16 protein-coding genes are annotated in these 17,659 nt (G+C 70.0%); 10 read left to right on the plus strand and 6 right to left on the minus strand.

Annotated features, from left to right (window positions below; genetic code table 11):
• Window positions 1–12: 12 nt before the first annotated feature.
• Genes IEY73_RS15735 through IEY73_RS15745 form a run of 3 tightly spaced genes read right to left on the minus strand, consistent with a single transcriptional unit; the run spans window position 13 to window position 2,998 of the window.
• The gene (locus IEY73_RS15735) at window positions 13–1,218 is read right to left on the minus strand and encodes a cation:proton antiporter (protein WP_189079952.1); all 1,206 of its coding nucleotides are present in this window, start codon (window positions 1,216–1,218) and stop codon (window positions 13–15) included.
• A 4-nt stretch (window positions 1,219–1,222) separates the two neighbouring features.
• Entirely contained in the window at window positions 1,223–1,720 is a 498-nt protein-coding gene (locus IEY73_RS15740) for a cation:proton antiporter regulatory subunit (RefSeq protein WP_189079953.1), read from the minus strand.
• Between the two features lie 42 nt (window positions 1,721–1,762).
• Window positions 1,763–2,998 carry a sugar efflux transporter gene (locus IEY73_RS15745; protein ID WP_229715862.1) on the minus strand — a complete coding sequence of 412 codons (1,236 nt, stop codon included), beginning with the start codon at window positions 2,996–2,998 and terminating at the stop codon, window positions 1,763–1,765.
• Window positions 2,999–3,144: 146 nt separating this feature from the next.
• Here IEY73_RS15745 and IEY73_RS15750 point away from each other — a divergent pair, with 146 nt between their 5' ends.
• Together IEY73_RS15750 and clpB are read left to right on the plus strand one after the other, a co-directional pair.
• Window positions 3,145–4,704, plus strand: coding sequence for an FG-GAP repeat protein (locus IEY73_RS15750; protein WP_189079954.1), 1,560 nt, complete (start codon window positions 3,145–3,147; stop codon window positions 4,702–4,704).
• Window positions 4,705–4,854: 150 nt separating this feature from the next.
• Window positions 4,855–7,437, plus strand: a complete 2,583-nt coding sequence (clpB, locus tag IEY73_RS15755; protein ID WP_189079955.1) for an ATP-dependent chaperone ClpB — start codon at window positions 4,855–4,857, stop codon at window positions 7,435–7,437.
• Between the two features lie 48 nt (window positions 7,438–7,485).
• Here clpB and IEY73_RS15760 read toward each other — a convergent pair whose 3' ends face one another.
• Window positions 7,486–7,674 (minus strand): hypothetical protein, encoded by a 189-nt coding sequence (locus IEY73_RS15760; RefSeq protein ID WP_189079956.1) that lies wholly within the window; start codon window positions 7,672–7,674, stop codon window positions 7,486–7,488.
• 346 nt (window positions 7,675–8,020) lie between these two features.
• On the opposite strand from IEY73_RS15760, the gene IEY73_RS15765 reads away from it, so the two are divergent.
• From IEY73_RS15765 to IEY73_RS15780, 4 genes are all read left to right on the plus strand, one after another.
• Window positions 8,021–9,082, plus strand: coding sequence for a hypothetical protein (locus tag IEY73_RS15765; protein ID WP_189079957.1), 1,062 nt, complete (start codon window positions 8,021–8,023; stop codon window positions 9,080–9,082).
• Between the two features lie 114 nt (window positions 9,083–9,196).
• Window positions 9,197–9,949: a hypothetical protein gene (locus tag IEY73_RS15770; RefSeq protein ID WP_189079958.1), complete on the plus strand. Its 753-nt coding sequence runs from the start codon at window positions 9,197–9,199 to the stop codon at window positions 9,947–9,949.
• Between the two features lie 925 nt (window positions 9,950–10,874).
• Window positions 10,875–11,252 (plus strand): ArsR/SmtB family transcription factor, encoded by a 378-nt coding sequence (locus tag IEY73_RS15775; RefSeq protein ID WP_014440216.1) that lies wholly within the window; start codon window positions 10,875–10,877, stop codon window positions 11,250–11,252.
• Between the two features lie 100 nt (window positions 11,253–11,352).
• On the plus strand, window positions 11,353–12,042 hold the full coding sequence (locus tag IEY73_RS15780) for a class II aldolase/adducin family protein (protein ID WP_189079959.1): 690 nt from the start codon (window positions 11,353–11,355) through the stop codon (window positions 12,040–12,042).
• 38 nt (window positions 12,043–12,080) lie between these two features.
• On the opposite strand, the gene IEY73_RS15785 is transcribed toward IEY73_RS15780, so the two are convergent.
• On the minus strand, window positions 12,081–12,887 hold the full coding sequence (locus tag IEY73_RS15785) for a DedA family protein (RefSeq protein WP_189079960.1): 807 nt from the start codon (window positions 12,885–12,887) through the stop codon (window positions 12,081–12,083).
• A gap of 208 nt (window positions 12,888–13,095) precedes the next feature.
• Between IEY73_RS15785 and fbaA the strand changes: the two genes are divergently transcribed.
• Window positions 13,096–14,121: a class II fructose-bisphosphate aldolase gene (gene fbaA / locus IEY73_RS15790; protein WP_189079961.1), complete on the plus strand. Its 1,026-nt coding sequence runs from the start codon at window positions 13,096–13,098 to the stop codon at window positions 14,119–14,121.
• A gap of 109 nt (window positions 14,122–14,230) precedes the next feature.
• On the plus strand, window positions 14,231–14,746 hold the full coding sequence (locus IEY73_RS15795; protein WP_189079962.1) for a hypothetical protein: 516 nt from the start codon (window positions 14,231–14,233) through the stop codon (window positions 14,744–14,746).
• 8 nt (window positions 14,747–14,754) lie between these two features.
• On the opposite strand, the gene IEY73_RS15800 is transcribed toward IEY73_RS15795, so the two are convergent.
• Window positions 14,755–15,981, minus strand: coding sequence for an LOG family protein (locus tag IEY73_RS15800; RefSeq protein ID WP_189079963.1), 1,227 nt, complete (start codon window positions 15,979–15,981; stop codon window positions 14,755–14,757).
• Window positions 15,982–16,067: 86 nt separating this feature from the next.
• On the opposite strand from IEY73_RS15800, the gene IEY73_RS15805 reads away from it, so the two are divergent.
• Together IEY73_RS15805 and IEY73_RS15810 are read left to right on the plus strand one after the other, a co-directional pair.
• The gene (locus IEY73_RS15805) at window positions 16,068–16,490 is read left to right on the plus strand and encodes a DUF3151 domain-containing protein (protein ID WP_189079964.1); all 423 of its coding nucleotides are present in this window, start codon (window positions 16,068–16,070) and stop codon (window positions 16,488–16,490) included.
• A 131-nt stretch (window positions 16,491–16,621) separates the two neighbouring features.
• A complete protein-coding gene (locus IEY73_RS15810) occupies window positions 16,622–17,653 on the plus strand; it encodes a YeiH family protein (protein ID WP_189079965.1) in 1,032 nt (343 codons plus the stop codon).
• Window positions 17,654–17,659: the final 6 nt, after the last annotated feature.

A 17,659-nucleotide genomic window follows, 5' to 3' on the forward strand; every position in this document is an offset into this window, starting at 1 on the left:
ATGATGATGAGATCAGTCGGTCGCCGGTACCCGTTCGGTTGTTCGGCGGGTGGCGGCGCGTCGGCGCAGCCACGACTTGGCCCAGGCGTAGTCCGGGATGCGCGCCAGCAGCGGACCGCTCACCACCGTGATCAAGACGTACGCGGTGGCCAGCGGGGCCAACTGGGGTTGCACCCCCGAGACGACCGCCAGGCCCGCGATGACCACGGAGAACTCGCCTCGTGGCATGAGTGCCAGACCGGCCCGTAACCGGCCGGGCAGCGCGATGCCGGCCTGTCGTGCCGCGACATAACCGGTCAGCACCTTGGTCGCCATGGTCAGCACCGCCAGACCGAACGCCGGCAGGAGCACCGGTGGCATGTCGGCGGGGTTGGTGGTGAGCCCGAAGAACACGAAGAACACCGCCGCGAACAGATCCCGCAACGGCGACAGCATCTCGACCGCGTGATGGGCGACCTGGCCGGACAGCGCGATGCCGACCAGGAAGGCGCCGACCGCGGCGGAGACGTTGAGCTCAGCCGCGACCCCGGCGACGAACAGCGTCAAGCCGAGCACGCTGAGCAGCAGCGCCTCGGCGTCCTGCACCGATACCGCCTTGGAGATCGCCCCGCCGTACCGGATGGCGAGCACCAGCACCGCGATCACCGTCACCACCGCGACGGCCAGGGCCTGCATGCCTCCGACGAATCCGACGCCGGCCAGCACCGCGGTGATCAGGGGCAGATAGAAGGCCATCGCGAGATCCTCGATGACCAGCACGGAGAGGATCACCGGGGTCTCCCGGTTGCCGAGCCGGCCGAGATCGCCGAGCACCTTGGCGACCACGCCGGATGACGACACCCAGGTGATGCCGGCGAGCACGAGGGTGGCCTTCCACCCCCAGCCGAGCAGCAGCGCGAAGGCGGCGCCGGGCAGCGCGTTGAGCAGCGCGTCCACGATGCCCGCCGGCGCCGCCGACCGCAGGTTACCGACGAGTTCGGTGGCGGAGTACTCCAGACCCAGCATGACCAGCAACAGGATCACGCCGATCTCGGCGCCGACCTCGATGAACTCTTCACTCGCCGACAGCGGCAGCAACCCACCGTGCCCGAACGCCAGCCCGGCCAAGAGGTACAGCGGGATCGGGGAGAGCCCGATCCGGCGACCCAGGCGGCCCAGCATGCCGAGCGCGAAGAGCAGCGCGCCGACCTCGATGAGAAGGACCGTCGTGCCGTGCACCGGCTCAGTCGCCGATGTCGCCGGCCAGGATGGCGGTGACGCCGTCCAGGCCCTGCCGGGTGCCGACGACGACCACCACGTCGTTCGCCTCGAAGACGAACGAGGGGCCGGGCGAGGCGATGACCTCCCGGTCGCGCAGCACGGCGACGATGGACGCCCCGGTACGCGTACGAGCGCGGGCGTCGCCCATGCGTCGCCCGACGAACATCGATCCCGCGGGGATGGCGATCTGCTCGGTGAGCAGCCCCGCCGCCTGCTGGCGCAGACCGGCGAGCTGCCCCAGCATCAGCGAGGCGCCGAGCACGTCGGCCAGCGCCGCCGCCTCGTCGTCGGTCAGTGGTATCGAGGCCAGGCAGGCATCCGGATCGTCGACGTCGTAGAGCACCAGGTCGCGCCGGCCGTTGCGGTGTGAGACCACACCGACCGTACGACCGGAGTTGGTCACCAGATCGTGACGGACGCCGATGCCCGGAAGCGGAGTCTGTTCTACCCGTACACGCACGTCTCTACGGTAACGGCCATGAAGATCATCTGACCCGTACGTTCACTGGTGACTCGTCATGTCACCGGCGCGGGTGGCCTGCGCGGCGGTGCGCGCGGGTGGCCGGGTCACCACCAACAGCGCCAGCCCGGCCGCGGCCAGACCGGTGCAGAGCACGAAGGCCAGCCGGAAGCCGAAGTGCTGGGCGAGCCCGAACAGCGGGCCGGCGAGCATCGCCCCGAGCGGGAACGCGTTGGTGAACAGCGTGGTGGCCTGCCCGGGCCGGCCCGGCAGCATGTCCTGGACGTAGCTGATGCCCAGGCCGGTGACCGCGGCGATGAAGGTCGCGTTGACGATCTGGGCGGCGAGCAGCATCCCAACCGCGTGCGAGGCGCTGGCCAACGCGTAGTAGGCCACGCCGCAGGCGCCGCCGGCGAGGATCAGGACGCGCGCCGGCACGCGGGTGGACAGGGCGCCGAACCCGAGCATCAGCGGGATTTCCAGCGCGGCGCAGAGGCCGAGGACGAGTCCGGAGTCGGACACTTCGCCGCCCAGATCGCGGCTGACGTACAGCGGCAGCGCTTGCACCGCGAGGGTGAGCGGCGTCTGGAGGAGGATGAAGCCGATGCTGGTGAACAGCAGAACGGGCCACGACGCGTCGGGCGCGTCGGAACCCGTCGGCCCGGTCGGTCGCGGGCGTTCCGGCGGCCCGAGCTCGCGCAGCCACACCACCCCGACGAGCAGCGACAGCGCATAGAAGACGGCCGCGGTGCCGTAAACCAATCGAAACCCACCGGCCTCCAGGATGACCGCGGCCATCGGCGGGCCGGCCACCCAGGCGATGGAGAAGACGGTACGCAGCGCGCTGATCCCCATCGCCGCGCGTGCCGGGCTGTTGCGCTGCAGCACCTGACGCGCGTACGCGAAGGTCTGCGGGAAGAGCGCGTTGGCGACCGCCGTGGCGGTCACCGTGAGCAGCAACAGGATCCAGTAGCTGCGGATGACCGACGTCAGCGACGTGCCGATCACTCCGGCGGCGGCGGCCGTGATGATGATGCGACGGCGGACGGCCCCACGGTCGGATATCCGACCGATCAGCGTGGAGGAGACCACGCCGGCCAGCGGCGCCGCGATGAGCAGGCCGGTGACCTGAAGCGGGCCGGCCTCCACCTCGGTGGTCAGGAACAGGGCGAGGAACGGCATGACGATCGAGACCGACATGCCCACGCTCAGGAAGATCAGACCGAGGGGGAGCAGGGCCCGGCCAACGCTCGGGCGCGGTGGAGTCTGAGCGGCCACGACTTCTCACCGTACGGGTCTGCCGATCGAGAACCGAGGGATGCGCCACGTGTCCGGGATCACGTCCGGCCGAAGAAAACGAGGCCCGGAGGTATCGACACCGGTGGTTACCTTCGGCGGTCCATCTGATGAACGGAGAATTGCTCGTGTTCAAACGTGGACCGTCCGGACCCTTTCTCGCCGCCGCCCTCCTCGCGGCGCCCGTGCTCGGTGTCCTCCCGGCATCGGCGGCCTCCGCCGCCTGCCCGCACCTGTCCAGTGACTTCAACGGCGACGGCTACGCCGACGTGGCCGCGGGGGCGCCCGAGGCCGGGGACGTCCCGTCCGGCTCGCTGTCCGGTGCGGTGACGATCGCCTACGGAGCGGCGGACGGGATCGACACCGGGTCGACGCCGCCGCACACGTTCACCGCGCGGTCGGTCGTCGAGGCGACCGGCGACGAGGGCTCGCTGGGCTCGCTGGGCTACCAGATCGCCACCGGCTACTTCGACGGCGACTGCTTCGCCGATCTCGCCGTCAGCGGACAGAACCGGGTCGCCGTTCTCTACGGTTCGGATTCCGGCCTCGGAACGGACCGCGCCAAGCTGTTCGACAAGTCGAGCATCGAGGGCGGCGAGACCCGGATCTGGTTCGGTGACGCGCTCGCGGCCGGTGACTTCGACGGCGACGGCCTCGACGACCTCGCCATCGGTGCCTCCGGACTGCACTGGAACCGCGAGGTCGGAACCCCGGACACGGACGACGACGGCGGGGCGGTCGGCATCCTGCCCGGGTCGGACTCCGGCCTGACCACCGACGGTGCCTTCTGGCTGACCCAGGACAGCCCCGGCGTGCCCGGCGGTGCCGAGTCGCTGGACGGCTTCGGCCGGGCGCTCGCCGCGGCCGACTTCGACCTGGACGGCCGGGCGGACCTCGCGATCGGCACTCCGTTCGAGGCGCTGAGCGCGGGCCCGGTGGGCGCGGTCGTCGTGGTGCGCGGTTCGGCCGAGGGACTGACCGGCACCGGCGCGCAATGGTTCGACCAGGGCACGGCCGGTGTGCCGGGCAACCCCGAGGAAGGTGACCACTTCGGCCGCGCGCTGGCGGCCGGGGATCTCACCGGTGACGGTCGTCCGGATCTGGTGATCGCGTCGCCGGACGAGGCCATCGGGCAGATCAGCAGCGCCGGCGCGATCGCGGTGCTGAAGAGCGGCCCCACCGGGGTGAGCGCCACCGGCGCCCTGGGCTTCGACCAGAGCGACCCGCAGATCCCCGGCGAGGCGGAGAACGATTTCTTCGGCGCCGCGCTGGCGATCGGCGACCTGAACCGGGACGGTCGTGCCGACCTGGCCGTCGGGTCGCCGAACGAGTCGGTCGGGAGCGCTCCGTACACCGGCGCCGTGATCCTGCTGTACAGCGGCTCCGGGGGGATCACCGCGACCGGGTCGCGGTGGCTGGACCAGAACTCGACCGGAATCCCCGGCGCGAACGAGGACAGCGACGCGTTCGGCTCCGCCCTGCACGTGGTGCCCGGCGCGTACGGCGGCCGGAACGCTCTGGTCGTGGGCTCGCCCGGCGAGGACACCGGTTCCGCGCAGGACAGCGGCGCCTTCACGGTGGTGCCCGGCGACGCGGCCGGCATCCCCGGACCGACCGGCTACTTCTTCGGTCCCAGCCGGCTCCCCGACCTTCCCGGACGCACCGACCTGGGCAGCAGCCTGGGCTGACGGGCCGCCCGGTCGGCGACGCGGTGGTGTCGCCGACCGGGCATCGGTGAGTTCCGTTGCCGCGGTGGATCGGCCGACCTAGAGTTGAGTGGAACACGCTCAAGTCTGTCAGCGTTGTCGCCGGGTGGACCGCACCGATCAGGGGAGCACATGAAACTCGAACGTCTGACCACCAAGAGCCGCGACGTGATTCTGGCCGCGGCCGCCGACGCCACTGCCCGCGGGCACGCCACGGTCGAGCCGTGGCACCTGGTGCTGGCGCTGTTGGACACCGGCGGATCCACCGCCCCGGCGCTGTTGCGCGCGGTCGGTGCCAACCCCGCCGATGTCCGACGGACCGCGCTGCACGCGATCGAACAACTTCCCGTCGCCCGGGGCTCCAGCACGGCCGAGCCGAGCCTGTCCCGCGAGCTGACCAACGCGGTGAACGAGGCGCATCTGATCGCCAAGCCGCTGGGTGACGAGTATGTGTCCACCGAGCACCTGCTGGCCGGCCTCGCCCGCGTCGGCGGACCGGTGGGCAAGGCCCTGCGCGAGGCCGGGGCCGGCGAGGACGCCCTGGTCGCCGCGTTCCCCGCGGTCCGCGGCGGCGACCGCAGGGTGACCAGCCAGGATCCCGAGCAGACCTACCAGGCGCTGGCGAAGTACAGCGTGGACCTGACCGAGCTGGCCCGCGACGGCAAGATCGATCCGGTCATCGGCCGGGACACCGAGATCCGTCGTGTGGTGCAGGTGCTGTCCCGACGCACCAAGAACAACCCGGTGCTGATCGGCGAGCCGGGCGTCGGCAAGACCGCCATCGTCGAGGGGCTGGCGCAGCGCATCGTGGCCGGTGACGTCCCGGAAACGCTGCGCGACAAGAAACTGGTCTCCCTGGACCTGGGCGCGATGGTGGCCGGCGCGCAGTACCGCGGGCAGTTCGAGGAGCGCCTCAAGTCGGTGCTGGAGGAGATCCGCAACTCCGACGGTCGGGTCGTCACCTTCCTCGACGAGTTGCACACCGTGGTCGGCGCGGGCAAGGGCGAGGGCTCGATGGACGCCGGCAACATGCTCAAGCCGATGCTGGCGCGCGGCGAGTTGCGCATGGTCGGCGCGACCACGCTGGACGAGTACCGCGAGCACATCGAGAAGGACCCGGCCCTGGAGCGGCGCTTCCAACCGGTGGTGGTCGGCGAGCCGAGCGTGGAGGACACCATCGGCATCCTGCGCGGGCTCAAGGGCCGCTACGAGGCGCATCACCGGGTGCAGATCACCGACGGTGCGCTGGTTGCCGCGGCAAGCCTGTCGGATCGCTACATCAGCGACCGATTCCTACCGGACAAGGCCATCGACCTGATCGATGAGGCGGCCTCCCGCCTGCGCATGGAGATCGACTCACGTCCGGTCGAGCTGGACCAGTTGCAGCGGGTCGTGGATCGGATGCGCATGGACGAACTGGCGCTGGCCCGGGAGACCGACGAGGCGTCCCGCGCCCGGCTCGCCAAGCTCAAGCAGGATCTCGCCGATAAGCAGGAGGAACTGACCGCGCTGAACGCCCGATGGGAGCGGGAACGCGGCGGCCTGAACCGAGTCGGCGAGCTGAAGAAGACCCTCGACGAGGCCCGCGGCGAACTGGAGCGCGCGCAGCGCGACGCGGCGTGGGAGAAGGCGTCGCGCCTGCAGTACGAGGAGATCCCGGCCCTGGAGCGGGAGATCGCCAGCGCGTCCGCCGCCGAGGAGGAGAAATCGGAGCCTCCGATGGTGAAGGAGGAGGTCGGCGCGGACGACGTCGCCGAGGTGGTGGCGTCCTGGACCGGCATCCCAGCCGGGCGCATGCTTGAGGGCGAGACGGCGAAGCTGCTGCGCATGGAGGATTCGCTGCGGGCCAAGGTGATCGGGCAGACCGAGGCGGTGGCCGCGGTCTCCGGCGCGGTGCGCCGCAGCCGGGCCGGCATAGCCGACCCGGACCGCCCGATGGGCAGCTTCCTGTTCCTGGGCCCGACCGGCGTCGGCAAGACCGAACTGGCGAAGGCGCTGGCCGGCTTCCTCTTCGACGACGAACGGGCGATGGTACGCATCGACATGAGCGAGTACGGCGAGAAGCACTCGGTGGCTCGCCTGGTCGGGGCGCCGCCGGGATATGTCGGGTACGAGGAGGGCGGACAGTTGACCGAGGCGGTTCGCCGCAGGCCGTACTCGGTGGTGCTGCTGGACGAGGTGGAAAAGGCCCATCCGGACGTCTTCGACGTGCTGTTGCAGGTCCTCGACGACGGGCGCCTCACCGACGGGCAGGGCCGCACGGTGGACTTCCGGAACACCATTCTGGTGCTCACCTCGAACCTCGGCTCCACCACCGACCCGATCATGGGTGACGAGGAGCGGCGCAACGAGGTGATGGCGGTCGTCCGGGCGCACTTCAAGCCGGAGTTCCTGAACCGGCTGGACGACATCGTGGTGTTCCACTCGCTGACCAAGGACGACTTGGCCGCGATCGTGGACATCCAGCTCGGAAGACTGCGGGCACGGCTGGCCGAGCGCCGTCTCAAGCTTGAGGTCAGCGAGCCCGCGGTGGCGTGGCTCGGCGATCACGGATACGACCCGATCTACGGCGCGCGACCGTTGCGCCGGCTCGTCCAGTCGTCGATCGGCGACTCGCTGGCGAAGGCCTTGCTCGCCGGTGAGATCACCGACGGGGACACGGTGATCGCCGACCTGTCCCCGGCCCAGGATGGCCTGACGGTGCGCCGGGCCTGAGCGGTCGACGCGAAGCGAAAGGCCCCGGATCTCTCCGGGGCCTTTCCACTAGCCGGCCTTGGCCACCGCCTCCCGCTGCCGGTAGGCGTGTGTCATGAGGATGTCGGTCAGGGCGAGCAGCTCGCCCCGGTCGGACCAGATCCGGATGCCGTCGCGGTGGAGCTCGTATCGGACGTCTTTGTAGCGGGATCTGGTGTCGTCATGGTGAACGACGGTCAGAGTGTCGGCGTGGGGCATGGGACTCACCGGTCCTTAACGGGTCTGGGGCGGCCGCGGCGTGGTCACGCGGCCGGCTTAAAGGGGTAGGCGCCCGGATCCGGTCTGCCTGGGCCCCAGCCATCGGGATGCGGGGGCGGCGACTCGGTCGGGCAGCAGGCAGCGCCAGTCGGCTGGGAAGCTCTCGGCGCGCCACGAAAGGGAAGTGTATGGGTCGGCGTGCCTCCTGTCGCCCCCCTGATCGAGCGACCTTTTAGGCTGGTTTCCTCCGGCGTCGCCCGATGTTGCCACAGCGTGACGTTCTGGACACACGGGTCGCAGAACTGGAAACCGCCCGATACCTTGAGTGGATCTAGGAGGGGGAAGCGTGACCGATCCGACAGGCACACACGCGACTAGTCCGGCGGCCCGCCCCACGGTGGTGACCGTTTCGTCCATCTTGTTGTTCGTCGCGGCGGGGCTCACGGTGCTGAGCGGAGTGCTCTCGATCAGCGTGGTGGGCCGGATCGGCGACGTCTACCACGACGTCTACGGCAGCGGTTCATCCGGTGAAGCGGACATCGCCGTCGCTGCCACCGTCGGCGCGGTGGTCATCAACCTGTTGATCGCGGCCGGGATGGTGGTGCTCGCGCTGCTCAACAACCGGGGCAAGAACCCGGCGCGGATCGTCACGTGGGTGCTCGGCGGCCTGTTCGCCTGTTGCAGTGCGGGCGGCACGATCCTCAACGGCGTGGCCGGTTCGATGGACCTGCCGGGCGCCGACGGCGGCACCGGGGTCAGCCCGCAGGAGTTGGAGCGCCGACTGAACGACGCGTTGCCGTCCTGGCTCAACCCGGTGACCGTGACGCTCGATGTGCTGGCCGTGCTGTGCGTGCTGGCGGCGCTGATCCTGCTCGCCCTGCCGGCCGCGAACGCGTTCTTCCGCAAGCCCGCTGCGGTCGGCTGGGATCCCTCGCAGCCTTATTACCCCGCCCAGCCGGGTGGTCAGCCCTATCCCGGCGGCCAGCCTTACTCGGGTGGCCAGCCTTACCCGGGCGGCCAGCCTTACTCGGGCGGCCAGCCTTACTCGGGCGGCCAGCCTTACTCGGGCGGCCAGCCTTACCCGGGTGGCCAGCAGCCCTATCCGGGCGGGCCGTACCCCGGTCAGGAGTCGGCCCCGCCCGGCTACCCGGCATACCCGGGTCAGCCCCAGCCGGGTCAAGCGCAGCCGGGTCAAGCCCAGCCGGGTCAAGCGCAGCCGGGTCAAGCCCAGCCGGGTCAAGCGCAGCCGGGCCAGCCACAGCCGGGCGACTCGCCGTCCGGTCCGCCACCGTCCGGCGGCGCGGGAGCCGACCCGTGGTCCACGCCGGCGCGCGAGGAGCCGCCGCGGGATGACGAGTCCGACGGACCGCCGAAGCCGCCTCCGTCGGATCCTGCGCCGCCCGCCTGAGCGGGACGGCCAAAACGGGTAGGTTCGGTGCGACGGATCACCCGGGAGAAGCCGATGTCTCACCCTGTCCAGGCTCCGCCGACACCACCGGCCGCGAGCCCCTCGTCTCGCCCGGTGGCGGTGACGTCTGCCGCCGCCGTGCTGTGTGTGATGGCAGTCGTCGGATTGGGCTACGCCGTCGCGACGGTGGCCGTGGCCCCGGGGCTGACGGACCGATTCCGCTCGTCCGCCGTGGGCGTTCGTCGTGACGCGGTGGAGGGATACGTCACCGTGGTGTGGATCGGTGCGGCAATCGCTCTCGTGCTCGCACTGGTGCTTGTCGCGCTCTATGTGACGCTGGCGGTGGGGTTGCGCCGCGGAAGCAACGGCGCCCGCATCGCGACCTGGGTGGTCGCCGGGCTCGGACTGATCGCCGGTTGCGGGTCCACGGCCACCGTGTTGATCCAGCGCCGCGGCGAGCCGGTGCCGGGCTCCATCGGTGCGGCGCTGGCGGACGCTTATCCCCACGGTTGGATCGGCTGGAACGTGACCCTCGCGGTGGCGCAGATGCTGGGGTACATCCTTGTCGCTGCGCTGCTCGCAGCCGCGCCCGGTGCCTATTTCGGCCGTCGGCCCGCGCCCGGCCGCCCGCCGGTCTTCTATCCGCCCGTCCACCAGCCGGCCATCGGATACCCGTCGGCGGTCGGCCAGCCCGGGGTAGCACCGCCCGCGGCCCCGGTGGGACCGCACTCCGTGGCGAGCAACCCGTGGGCCCGCCCGCCCGGTGATGCGCCCGGCGCCGCGGGTGGGACCGGCTACCAGCCCGCGGCACCGTCGGCACCCGCCCCCGGCCCGGACGACGAATTCTGGTCCCGGCCGTCCACCTGACCACCCGGCCGATACGCTGCGTCATGCATCGATCGCGCTTATTGCGATCTCGGGGGCGGCCTTCAACGCAATCCCTAAAGAGATGTGCGTCACATTTCAAATAGTGGTGCCATTGCCGTCCTCCGCGTTTCCGGGTCCTCCGAACGGATGGCATCGACAGATAATGATGTCCCCAAGTCGTCCGTATGGACGCCATCTGCGATACCACCGGGCAACTGTTCGTCGTCGGACGGCCAAAAGCATCGCGACGACGACACGCGGTCATGGGCCGGCGTGGCGAGTCGATCAGCCCTCGGGTGGCCACGCATTGCCCGGGGAAATGGGCTTTGAGCTGCATCTATGGCTCTGTGTGACGGTCCACGGAGCGGGATCTGTAAATAATGCGTCCTATTTAACGGGCCGGAGGTGCGTGCCCATTGGCGGCTTTACGCACCGGCGGGGCGGAACGTTCCGGTTTCCGTTCAGCCAGTACTCTCGATGTCATGGAAGTCCTGCATGACCTGCGTAAATCCACGAGCACCTGTGTGGTTGCGCTGCGTCGTGCGCCGCTTTCGCGGGGTCGTGAGGCGACGGTGCCGCCGCGCCAGACGACCGCACCCGACGTGCATGTCGGCTCGGCCGGTGGGGACCGACGGGAGCGCGGAATCGAGAGATTCACATTGTGGGACGGCTCACTTCCAGCACGGAGACCGAGGTCTCTACGACGATCAGCAGCGACCTCACGGCGGCTGAGGCGTTGCAGGAGGCAGAGACCGAAGTCGGTGTCGGGATATTGCTCGTTTCATCGGGGTAGGAACGCTGCACGGTGGCGGTCGGCCGCCGTGCCGATCGCCCGACCTGGCGACCCGTCTCGGACTTACGGCCTGAAAGGTTAGCCGGTTCGTTCCTGCGGACATGCAGGAGAATCGATGCAGTTGGTGGAAGGATGGAGATCGTGGGAACAGCGTTGGCGGAAATGACAATGCCGCAGATCTCGCCGCTTGCCGGCGAGCCAATTGAACGAGCCGATGCCGAGCGTCTCGCGGGGGTGTTGAAGGCTCTCGCGGACCCTGCGCGGCTCCGGCTGCTCAGCCTCATTCAGTCCGCTACGGACGGTGAAGCGTGCGTCTGCGACCTGACTGCCCCGCTCGGGCTGTCGCAGCCGACCGTGTCGCACCATTTGCGGATCCTGACCGAGGCCGGCCTCCTGGAGCGCGAGAAGCGCGGCGTCTGGGCGTACTACCGCCTGGTGCCGACCGCCATCGCGACCATCGCCGACCTGCTGACGCCGCCGCGCAAGCGGGCCACCAAGAAGGCGCGCTGACCTCAGGGCGTACGCCTGGCGTCACCGTTCATGGCTGTGGCGCCAGGCTGGATTACCTCTCCATTCGCCAGTCCACCCCCACGGACCCGAAGGAGCACGGGTGAACTACGTACCGGGTGATCTGCGAGACCAGCTCACGCACGTGGGATACGACGTGGTCCAAGCAGGGTTGGTCTGCGGATCCGGCGGCAATCTGTCCGCCCGCATCGCCGACGACGACGCCTGCTGGGTCACCGCCGGCGGCACCTGGCTCGATCGGCTCAGCCGCACCTCCTTCACCGCGGTGCGCATCTCCGACGGTTCGCCGGTGGAGGGCCCCACTGGGCCGGGCGCCCCGCTCCCGGCGCCGCGGCTCGAACCGAGTAGCGAAGTGGCCCTGCACCTGGCGCTCTATCGTGCCCGGCCGGACGTCAACGCCGTGGTGCACCTGCATCCGCAGACCACGCTGCTGCTCGACGCGCTCGGAGAGCGTGTCCGGCTGGTCACCACGGATCATGCGTTCTATCTGCGCCGCGTGGTCACGGTGCCGTTCCGGCTGCCGGGCACCACCGAGTTGGCCGCGCTCACCGCGGCGATGGCCGCCGACGGCACCGACTGCATGGTGCTCAGCCAGCACGGCTGCGTGGTCATGGCGGACAGCGTCGAACTCGCCCACAAGCGGGCGCGCAACCTGGAAGAGGCGGCGTTGCTGACGTACCGGGCGCTTACCGCCGGGCGGTTGGACAGCCTGCCCGACTGCCCCGAGGCGTTCGTCGAACGGCTCGACGGGGCCGCGGCAATCGCCGTCTGAACCCGCCCGGCCTGGACCGGAGCTTCCGCACAGCTCGGTCAGCGGCGGTGGCTGCGCGGCCGATGCGGCTCCTCCGACCCGTCATCGTCGTGCACCGCATCGGCCAGGCCGGCGATGCTCGCCGCGGCCACGACGCCGACCGCCGCGGCGGGCCCTGCCTCCGAGGCGGTCCGGCGGGCCTTCCGCTCCCGAACCGCCTCGATCACGATCGGCAACACCGAGATCAGCACGATCAGCGCGACGACCGGCAGGATGTAGTGGTCGATCTGATCCCCGATGGCGTCGTAGATCTGCTGGGCCAGGAGATAACCGACCAACAGCACGCCGTCGCACCAGAGAATCGCGCCCACCACGTTCCACAGGAGGAACTTGCGGGCAGACATGCCGAGCGTGCCGGCCACCGGGTTCAAGAAGGTCCGGACGATCGGGATGAAGCGCGCCAGCACCACGGCCTTGGCCGGTCCGAACTTGTCGAAGTAGTACTCCGCCTTCTCCACGTATTCCCGCTTGAAGAGCCGGGAGTCGGGCTTGTCGAACATCCGCCGCCCGTAGCGAGCCCCGAGGAAGTGGCCGAGCTGCGCACCCAGAATCGCGCACAGTGGAGCTCCCACCAGCAGGCCGACCAGCGAAAGTCGGGTGCCGTCACCGAAGAAGGAGTCGGCCACGGGGGAGGACGCGACACCAGCCAGGAACAGCAGGGAGTCGCCGGGGAAGAAGAACCCGGCGAGGAGGCCGGTCTCGGCGAAGAGCACCACCCAGACTCCGAAGAGTCCGAAGGTGTGCACGAGGTCCGTCGGGTCCAGCGGATTGAAAGCCAACTGCTCAGTCAGCGCACGCACGTCCACGAGGAGCCAGGGTACCGGCCCGGACCTTCAGATGAGCTGTGTGAACGCTGAGACCAGCACCTCAGCGGTAGTCGTCCACGATCCCGGCGAAATGCCCCACCTCGAACGGGCCGGTTTCCGTCCACGCCGTCGGCTGCGGAATACTGCCCGAAGGGGGACAGCGCGGTCCGGGCCCTCATGTCGTACAGAATGATCAAGGAGCCTTTCGATGCCTATCGCTTCGCCTGAGGTCTACCGCGAGATGCTCGACCGTGCCAAGTCCGGCGCGTTCGCCTATCCCGCGATCAACGTGACGTCCTCGCAGACCCTGAACGCAGCCCTTCAGGGCTTCACCGAGGCGGGCAGCGACGGCATCATCCAGATCTCCACCGGCGGCGCCGAGTACGTCTCCGGCCCGACCGTCAAGAACATGGTCACCGGGGCGGTGGCGCTGGCCGAGTTCGCCACCGAGGTGGCCAAGAACTACCCGGTCAACATCGCCCTGCACACCGACCACTGCCCGAAGGACAAGCTGGACAAGTACGTTCGTCCGCTGCTGGCGATCAGTAAGGAGCGGGTGGCGAACGGCAAGGCGCCGCTGTTCCAGTCGCACATGTGGGACGGTTCGGCCGTGCCGGTCGAGGAGAACCTGCAGATCGCCGAGGAGCTGCTGACGCTGGCGGCGGCCGCGCACATCGTCCTGGAGATCGAGGTCGGCGTGGTCGGCGGCGAGGAGGACGGCGTCTCCGCCGCGATCGACGACAAGCTCTACTCGACGGTCGAGGACGGTCTCGCCACCGCTGCCGCGCTGGGCCTGGGCGAGAAGGGCCGCTACATGACGGCGCTGACCTTCGGCAACGTGCACGGCGTCTACAAGCCGGGCAACGTCAAGCTCCGCCCGGAGATCCTCAAGGAGATCCAGGAGGCGGTGGGCGCCAAGTACGGCAAGGAGAAGCCGTTCGACCTGGTGTTCCATGGCGGCTCCGGTTCGCTGCTGTCGGAGATCCACGGTGCTCTCGACTACGGTGTGGTGAAGATGAACATCGACACCGACACGCAGTATGCGTTCACCCGCCCGGTCGCGGACCACATGCTCCGCAACTACGACGGCGTGCTGAAGGTGGACGGCGAGGTCGGCAACAAGAAGGCGTACGACCCGCGTGCCTGGGGCAAGCTGGCCGAGAACGGCCTGGCGAAGCGCGTCGTGGAGGCATGCGAGAACCTCCGGTCGACGGGCACCACTCTCTCGAAGTAATCATCCCATCACGGCCGGTCCCCGTTGGTGGGGCCGGCCGTCGTCGTGTTGCAGGGCCGCGCCGCGGGATGGGTACGATCGATCACTTCTCCGACGGCTGGAGGTGATCGTGCTCGGCATTGCGGGATATGAACCCGAGTGGCATCACGACGCCGAGGCCCTGGCCGCCGTCCACCGGCACCGTTTCGTTCGCCTGATCGGGCGCAAGCTGCGCTCCGGCTGGCTGATGTGGGACATGGCCGAGCGCGGCTGGTTCGCCGACGGTCCGGTGGTGCTGCACTTCGGCTCGACGCAGGTCGAGATCACGCACCGCAAGTTCGACGAGTGCGCCATCACCTGGGACCAGATCGATCTGAACGTGCCGATCGACTGGTATGAGCATTTCGACTGGCGCGCCGACCCGACCGCGGCGCTGCGCAACGCCCGCGGGCGTCCGCTGCGCGCGGTCAACATCATCGAGTTGATCACCGTGGCACAGTGGCGGCCCCGGATCCTGCACGGAGTGGAGTTCCTCTTCGAAGGCGCCCGGCTGGCCGTCTACAACGCGATGGACGAGAACGGGCTGACCGACGTGCCCGAGGTGGACCTGCCGGTGCACAACTGGCGCCGGGTGCACGTGGCCTGACCGGCAGGTCAGTCCACCGTCAACGCGTGCATGGCCCGGTCCAGGTCATCCGTCACCACGATGAGGTCCGACTGGTCGCCGTGCGGCGAATCGGCCAGCAGCGGCCGGAGCAGCGCCTCCACCGGCAGCGCCCGCCAATGCTCGACACCGAGGAAGACGAACGCCCCGGACGGGCCGTCGGTCCGGTAGAACGTCTTGGTCGCGGCCTGGAAGACCTCCTGCACCGTGCCGGCGCGTCCGGGCGCGAAGACGATGCCGCCGCGGGCCAGCCGAAGGATCGAGTCCTCGCGCACCGCGTTGGAGAAATATTTGCCGATCTGACCGGCGAACAGGTTCGCCGGCTCGTGGCCGTACAGCCAGGTGGGCAGGGCGAGGCCGCCGTAGGTGAGCCGGCCGACGAGGTCGTGCGCGGCCGTCGGCGGCGCGGGGAAGGCCGCACGCACCTCGATCGCGGCGGCAGTGTATGGATCGTGGTCCAGGAAATCCGGAACCGGCGCCAGCATGTCGATCGCGCGGTGCAACTCGGCGGCTGGTCGCGCGGCGAAATAGGCGCCCAAGTTGGCCGCCTCCATCACGCCCGGACCGCCGCCGGTGACGATCAACCGGTCGGCGCGGGCCAGCCGCCAGGCGAGCGTCGCGGCCATCCGGTAGGCGTCGGAACCGCGCGGTTCGGCGTGGCCGCCCATGATGCCCACTGCCCGGTTCGCGGCATGGTCGACCGCCCAGGCGTCGAGGGCCTTGCCCAGTGCGTTGTCGATGCCCGCGTCGTGCAACCGCTGCGCGATCGCCTCGCGGATGTCCGGCGTCGCCCCGCCGTGCGTCCGGAAGTGCTGGTAGACCCGGGTGTCGTACATCTCGGCGAAGCCGCCCTGCGCGAAGCCCGAGGCCAGATCGTCCGGGGTGTAGAGGATGGCCGGATGGGTCGGGTAGGGCCGCGTCTCGAACGGCGGCACCAGATGCGCGCCGCGCCGGATCAGATCGGTCTCCACGTCCGCGTCGGCCAGATGACACCCGACGAACAGCGTTTCCCGTACGTCCACCGCGCTCAGATCCGGCGGATCCTGATCCAACCGGAGGCCGAGCACGATCAAACCGGCCAGTGACCGTTTCGCCAGGTGGGTGTCGAGTTCGGCGCGCGATTCGATCTCATTCGCGGTGGCGTCGAAGGGTAGGTCACCGGTGGCTTCGACGGCGAGGTTGCCACGGTGCGCCGGCGCGAATGGATCATCGGACATGACTCGTAGCGTATGCCGGGCGGACAACGCGGCACGTCGTACGCCCCCTCGGGAATCGGTGGCCGCCGGACCGGTTGAATGGAGTCATGCAGAATCTTCTCCCGGAGCCTCCCGCCACGCGCCTGCCCGTCTCCGAGGACGCCGACACGGCGCTCGGAAGGGCAGCGGAGAGTGGCACCGACGCCGCCTACCAGCAGGTCGCGGCGGACTATCCGGCTTACAGCGCGGCCTGGGCCGCACTGGCCGCGAACGCGCTCGCCGCCGATCAGCCGGTCACCGCGTACGCCTACGCGCGCACCGGCTACCACCGCGGTTTGGACGCGCTGCGCCGCAGCGGCTGGAAGGGGCACGGACCGGTGCCCTGGTCGCACGAGCCGAACCGCGGATTCCTGCGTTGCTTGCACAGCCTCTCCCAGGCGGCGGCGGCGATCGGCGAGTCGGATGAGGCGGCGCGCTGCGCCCAGTTCCTGCGCGACAGCGACCCGGCCGCCGCCGACGCCCTGACCTGAGCCGCGCCCGCCGTCGGCGCCCCCGCGGTCGATGTGCCGGTCCGTCGAGCCCAGGTCATAGGCACCGACTATGACGGTGGGTGCCGGATCGGCGCTACCGCAGGCTTGAGCGCGGCGGAAGCCTGGAACCCATGATCGTTCTGGCTCCCGCCGACCGCCGCACCGCGCCTGGTCCGGTCGCCGGTCTGGTCGTCGCCGTGCTGCTCGGCCTGGGCGCGACGGCGGCCGGCGCGGCGGTGCCGGTGATCGGCGCACCGGTCTTCGCGGTGCTCACCGGTGTGGCGCTGAGCCCACTGCTGCGTCGCCGCGCCGCGCTCTGGCATCCAGGTCTGGACTTCGCCAAGGGCCGGGTGCTGCAGTTCTCCGTGGTGCTCCTGGGCGCGCAGCTTTCGCTCGGCGAGGCGGTCTCGGTGGGCGTCGACTCGCTGCCAGTGATGCTCGGCACCCTGGCGGTGTGCCTGGCACTCGCCGCCGTCCTGGGCAGGCGCTTGGGCATCGGCCGCGACCTGAGCACGCTGATCGGCGTCGGCACCGGCATCTGCGGTGCCTCGGCGATCGCCGCCGTCACGCCGACGATCCGGGCGCGCAGCACCGATGTGGCGTACGCGATCTCCACCATCTTCCTGTGCAACATCGCCGCGGTGTTGCTCTTTCCGCCCCTGGGCCACGCCCTCGGCCTGGGCCAGGAGGCGTTCGGGCTGTTCGCCGGCACGGCGGTGAACGACACCAGCTCCGTGGTGGCCGCGGCGAGCACCTACGGGCCGACCGCCGCCCAGCACGCCGTCGTGGTCAAGCTCGTGCGCACCTTGATGATCATTCCGATCGTGCTGGCGCTGGCCGCGACGGTCCGGCACCGAGACGGCGCCGCGCCGGCGGAAGCGCGGCCGGCCCGCTGGCGTGCAGCCGTGGCGCTGGTGCCGTGGTTCCTGGTCGGGTTCGTGCTGGTCGCGGCGCTGAACTCGGCCGGGCTGATCCCGGCCGCCGCGCACCCGCCCGCGCACCGGGCCGCCCTGGTGTGCATCGCGGTCGCGCTCGCCGCCATCGGCCTGTCCACCGACGTGGCCGGTCTGCGCCGGGCTGGGCCCCGTCCGCTGCTGCTCGGCGTGATGCTGTGGGTGGCGGTCAGCGCGACGAGCCTCGGCCTGCAGGCGCTGACGCTGTGACAGACT

Origin of the sequence: Mangrovihabitans endophyticus (assembly GCF_014646155.1) — a bacterium.
Classification (GTDB): Bacteria; Actinomycetota; Actinomycetes; order Mycobacteriales; family Micromonosporaceae; genus Actinoplanes; species Actinoplanes endophyticus.

What these genes read in the sequence shown, in the direction of transcription:
- clpB (WP_189079955.1), top strand. Translation starts at nt 4,855, where the DNA reads ATGAAACTCGAACGTCTGACCACCAAGAGCCGCGACGTGATTCTGGCC.
- IEY73_RS15760 (WP_189079956.1), bottom strand. Translation starts at nt 7,674, where the DNA reads ATGCCCCACGCCGACACTCTGACCGTCGTTCACCATGACGACACCAGA.
- IEY73_RS15775 (WP_014440216.1), top strand. Translation starts at nt 10,875, where the DNA reads ATGGAGATCGTGGGAACAGCGTTGGCGGAAATGACAATGCCGCAGATC.
- fbaA (WP_189079961.1), top strand. Translation starts at nt 13,096, where the DNA reads ATGCCTATCGCTTCGCCTGAGGTCTACCGCGAGATGCTCGACCGTGCC.
- IEY73_RS15800 (WP_189079963.1), bottom strand. Translation starts at nt 15,981, where the DNA reads ATGTCCGATGATCCATTCGCGCCGGCGCACCGTGGCAACCTCGCCGTC.
- IEY73_RS15805 (WP_189079964.1), top strand. Translation starts at nt 16,068, where the DNA reads ATGCAGAATCTTCTCCCGGAGCCTCCCGCCACGCGCCTGCCCGTCTCC.
- IEY73_RS15810 (WP_189079965.1), top strand. Translation starts at nt 16,622, where the DNA reads ATGATCGTTCTGGCTCCCGCCGACCGCCGCACCGCGCCTGGTCCGGTC.